At 34.3% G+C, this 4241-nt stretch carries 5 protein-coding genes; 4 read left to right on the top strand and 1 reads right to left on the bottom strand.

Annotated features, from left to right (window positions below; genetic code table 11):
* Positions 1-156 precede the first annotated feature (156 nt).
* Both ACKVOD_RS09815 and ACKVOD_RS09810 read left to right on the top strand, forming a co-directional pair.
* Positions 157-729 (top strand): hypothetical protein, encoded by a 573-nt coding sequence (locus ACKVOD_RS09815; RefSeq protein WP_409209294.1) that lies wholly within the window; start codon positions 157-159, stop codon positions 727-729.
* Between the two features lie 163 nt (positions 730-892).
* Positions 893-1480 carry a Crp/Fnr family transcriptional regulator gene (locus tag ACKVOD_RS09810; RefSeq protein ID WP_409209293.1) on the top strand — a complete coding sequence of 196 codons (588 nt, stop codon included), beginning with the start codon at positions 893-895 and terminating at the stop codon, positions 1478-1480.
* A gap of 71 nt (positions 1481-1551) precedes the next feature.
* On the opposite strand, the gene ACKVOD_RS09805 is transcribed toward ACKVOD_RS09810, so the two are convergent.
* The gene (locus ACKVOD_RS09805) at positions 1552-2229 is read right to left on the bottom strand and encodes a DUF4386 domain-containing protein (protein ID WP_409209292.1); all 678 of its coding nucleotides are present in this window, start codon (positions 2227-2229) and stop codon (positions 1552-1554) included.
* A 347-nt stretch (positions 2230-2576) separates the two neighbouring features.
* On the opposite strand from ACKVOD_RS09805, the gene ACKVOD_RS09800 reads away from it, so the two are divergent.
* Positions 2577-2912 carry a hypothetical protein gene (locus ACKVOD_RS09800; RefSeq protein ID WP_409209291.1) on the top strand — a complete coding sequence of 112 codons (336 nt, stop codon included), beginning with the start codon at positions 2577-2579 and terminating at the stop codon, positions 2910-2912.
* A 77-nt stretch (positions 2913-2989) separates the two neighbouring features.
* A complete protein-coding gene (locus ACKVOD_RS09795) occupies positions 2990-3943 on the top strand; it encodes a hypothetical protein (protein WP_409209290.1) in 954 nt (317 codons plus the stop codon).
* Positions 3944-4241 lie beyond the last annotated feature (298 nt).

The following is a 4241-nucleotide window of genomic DNA, read 5'->3' as shown; positions in this document are numbered from 1 at the left end:
TTGTAGGAATGGATTGACTATATTTGAAATTTATAAAAAATAAATCTCAACTACAGTTGAGCATATACAACCAAAAAGAATGACTTTGCTCAGTTTTTGAATATAAAACTGAGCCTATAAACAAGTTAGCACTAATTGCCAAAAAAACCGCTAAAAATGGACAAATTACCGAATTTTGAAATAAAAGCTAACGGAGAAATCTCAAACGAATTTCTCAAGATAAACATTTCAACTTTTCAAGATGCTTGTCAATTTATCTCAAGATTGCCTTATGGAAGAAATCTTGATAAAAATGATTTGAAAACGATTTTTTCTGAAAATTGTGGAACATGTAGTACAAAGCACGCAACATTGAAAAAGCTTGCGGAAGAGAATGAATTTGAAGGCTTGAAGTTAATGCTTGGGATTTTTAAAATGAATGCGCAAAATACACCAGCGATAACTGAAACTTTGAGAGAAAACAATCTTGATTTCATCCCCGAAGCTCATAATTATTTGAAGTTCAAAAATGAAATCCTAGATTACACAAAACGTAATTCAAGTGCGTCAGATTTTGAAGATAGTTTGTTGCTGGAAATAGAAATTCTAACTAATCAGATTACAAATTACAAAGTGGAATTTCATAAAAAGTTTTTGAAAAAGTGGCTAAAAGAAAATCCAGAAATAGAATTTGATATTCAAAAAATTTGGAAAGTTAGAGAAAAGTGTATTGAAGACTTAAGCAACTAGTGCTAACAGCCGTTTCAAGAAATGGCGAAAAATGTGCAAAATTCACATTTTTCTTTCGCAATAAATATTATCTTAGTGGAAAATATGTCGTTACGAAGTTCGCCACTTCATGAAGCGGCGGAACGTTATGCGGCAGCTTAAAGACAGACCAACACAATTAAAGATGAATAACAAATTTGTAAATTATTTTTCCAAAATATCGCCTCTTACAGAAGTGGAGTCAAATGCTATTGCAGATAATATGTGTATTAAGACTTTTCAGAAAGGCGCCTTTTTGTTGAAAGAAGGTCAATTATCAGTTGATACTTACTTTATTATGGAGGGCTGTGTGAGAGAATATATCGTGTTAGATGGCGAAGAAAAAACGACTAATTTTTTCACAGAAGAACAATGGATAATTTCGCTGAATAATTTTAGTTATCAAACACCTTCAGAGACCAATTTGATTTGTGTTGAAGACACAACAGTTAGCGTTGGAAATGAAGAGCAAGCGCAGAAGATGTTTAAAATATTTCCGAGATTTGAAACAATCGCCAGAGCTATTGTGGAAACTGATTTTACTGAACAAAAAAAACAATTGACTTCCTATCTTACCGACTCACCAGAGCACAGATATCTTAAACTATTAAAATCAAGGCCAGATATTTTTCAAAGAGTTCCACAATACCAAATAGCAAGTTACATTGGTGTAAAGCCTGAATCATTGAGCAGAATAAGAAAAAGAATTTCACTAACTGGTGATGTTATGTAATGTGTTATTCTTATAAATACCACCTCCTGCTTTCACATAATTCAAATGAAAGCAGCAAGTAATATTAAGTCTTACATAACTTCTTTCTGACTTGACATATCAAATCCTTTGATAATAAACCAAAAGCTTAGGAATATCTCAAATAAACCGCCAGGGATATCTAAAATCACATCAATGCTAATTCCAAAAATTGCAAAAAAAGCTCCTGAAATAAAAATTACATACCCGATTATTCCCCAAATTGATAACCATCGTGGAACTATTTTTGAAACAAATAGTAAGTAAGAAAATATCAGTCCGCCAAGTCCCCAAATAACCATAGCAATTTGGTATGAAAAGAAATTTGCTTTTTTGCAAAGAGTAAATAATAATTCTAAATTCTTAGTATCGCCAGCCCCAACTTTTACAAACTCTTCACTTAATGGGATTGATAATAATAAGAAAATGGCGCCAACAATTAGCAAAACAGTAGATGCTATAGCAGCACTTAAATATCCATAAGCTAAGGGTTGATTGTAGGGTTTAAATATGGGAGTCATAATTACTCCTAATACAATATTTACCGGTGCAAATACAGCCATCATAATTGCAGCTTGAAAAATTACCTGATTTTTCAAGTTAAAAATGACAGCAAGGCTGCCAGGAGAATTGATAAATGAGTTTAAAAGTCCGAACCCTAGACCATATGAAATATAGCCAATTAGGAAAGCTATACCGAAAGTTCTTGCTGCAATTTTGTTAGAATTCATAATTTTATGTGTTTATGTATTTTTGATTTGACACTGCAAAGTTGGTTCAAAATTTATCTATTCTCATTGACTTGAGTTAAGAAATGAAATACTTATATTTGGATAATAAAAAAGCCGACCGCATAACAGCACCTACAAGAAATTGGCGGCTCAGTAGTTAGTTGAAGCTTTGTGCTTCGCATCAAGTTCATTGCTGGCAGACAGTTTTCGTCTCCGAAATCGCCAACTTCTTGTAGCTGCGAAACGTTATAGCCAATGGTAAAAAGACCCCGAAAAACACTAACTTTGCAGACAATTTGAAACAGTGGACTTCCATATTACTTTTATTACTTCTGACTTGGCAGACAATGTTCAAGGCAGGATATATTATTTATTGGAAGGCAAACCAAGCCTACATTGCGGAGACTTTTTGCGAAAACAAGAACAAACCTCAAATGCACTGTAACGGAAAATGCTACTTGAACAAGCAACTTAAAAAAGCAGACAACACAGAAAGTGATAATAAAGGCATTCCAAATGCTATTTTGAAATTGAAATCTATTGATTTATTTGTGTTACATAATCTTAGTTGGAGTTTTGGAAACTATTTGTTTTCATTTGACAAATCAACCCCAACTTACAAAAGCTTAATTCTTTTGACTGGTTATTACAACTCACTTTTCAGACCACCTAAATTTATTTGACATACTATATAAATCAAACGGCTATCAGTTGTACTGTTGGCTAAATTTCCTATGTTCAAAATAAATTTAAAATAAAAATGACAAAAATAATTTTATTGTTTGTTGTTGCCCTATTTGCAACAACTCAGGCTTATAGTCAATGTGCCTGTTGTGCTGGTTCAGGAACTGGCTCATCTAATGGAGACTATAATAATGGTATTCTAACCCTACAAAAAAAACAGTGGGTAGCAGAAACCTATGGCGATTATCGCACTATAAAAGAAGGTGCTGGACATCACGGACATCACGAACCTGTCGACACATCAGCAGAAGAAGAAACACCACTAAAAAGTATGTTTATTAGTTCTTTGGGACTTCGTTATGGTATTACTGACAAAATCACTGTTTCAGCCTTGCTACCCTATGTGTTCCTCCAAACAGACAATGGTAACGACAATGGAATTGGTGACTTAATTCTTTTAGGAACATTCAATATATTTAGTAAGAATAATTTCAACTTGGCTTTACAGGCAGGCGTTGAGCTTCGGACAGGTATTCAAAAGGGTTCAAACTTTGACAATACCACTGTTGTGGTTGGTTCGGGTTCGTTTGACCCAATGGCGGGATTAGCTTTTTCTAAGCGTTGGGATAAATTGACATTACAAGGAAACGGACTATTCAAATACACCACAACTGGTTTTGAAGAAAATTATTATGGTAGTATTTCTGTTCAGAACCTATCACTATCGTACCGTATAAAAGGCGACAATAATTTTTGCAGTCCAGATACATCTAAACAAACAAGTAAGACTAACTTTGGGTGGAACGTGTTCGGTGGATACTATGGTGAGTGGTTAGACAAAATAACAGAAGAAGATGTAGTTGATGAAAATTCAGGTTACTACTTAGGTTTTGCGACATTGGGCACTAACCTTTCATACAAAAAATGGAGTTTCCCTTTGACTGTTTCGCTACCAGTTATTCAACATATGAACGGAGAGCAAAATGACGCAGGATTTAGACTAAGACTTGGAATAATAAAATCGTTCTAAGACAAAAAACCACTGGCTATAACAGTGGTTTGGCAAAAGGCGGGGTTTCGAGCTTCGTAGAAACATTTGTACAAGGTTCAGCATTTGTGCTTCGTATGAACATTCGTGCTAAAATCCCGCCCTTCGCCAAGCCACAAAACGTTGGCAGTAATTTTAACAGAGAATAATGAACCCCGATAGCGCGGATTTGCAATAATTATCTCGTTTGGGATAGCGCGGATTTACAATCCGTGCCCATTAACGAGAGTATCGCAGAGGAACAAGAAAAATTTGTAGTTTTGTTATTTTTAAAATAATA

Source organism: Flavobacterium sp., assembly GCF_046155325.1.
Taxonomy (GTDB): Bacteria; Bacteroidota; Bacteroidia; order Flavobacteriales; family Flavobacteriaceae; genus Flavobacterium.
This window is presented reverse-complemented; position numbering and strand designations above follow the sequence as displayed.

Bases quoted from the DNA above. Each gene is read 5' to 3' on its own strand.
- ACKVOD_RS09815 (WP_409209294.1), top strand. From the start codon at position 157: ATGGACAAATTACCGAATTTTGAAATAAAAGCTAACGGAGAAATCTCA.
- ACKVOD_RS09810 (WP_409209293.1), top strand. From the start codon at position 893: ATGAATAACAAATTTGTAAATTATTTTTCCAAAATATCGCCTCTTACA.
- ACKVOD_RS09805 (WP_409209292.1), bottom strand. From the start codon at position 2,229: ATGAATTCTAACAAAATTGCAGCAAGAACTTTCGGTATAGCTTTCCTA.
- ACKVOD_RS09800 (WP_409209291.1), top strand. From the start codon at position 2,577: ATGTTCAAGGCAGGATATATTATTTATTGGAAGGCAAACCAAGCCTAC.
- ACKVOD_RS09795 (WP_409209290.1), top strand. From the start codon at position 2,990: ATGACAAAAATAATTTTATTGTTTGTTGTTGCCCTATTTGCAACAACT.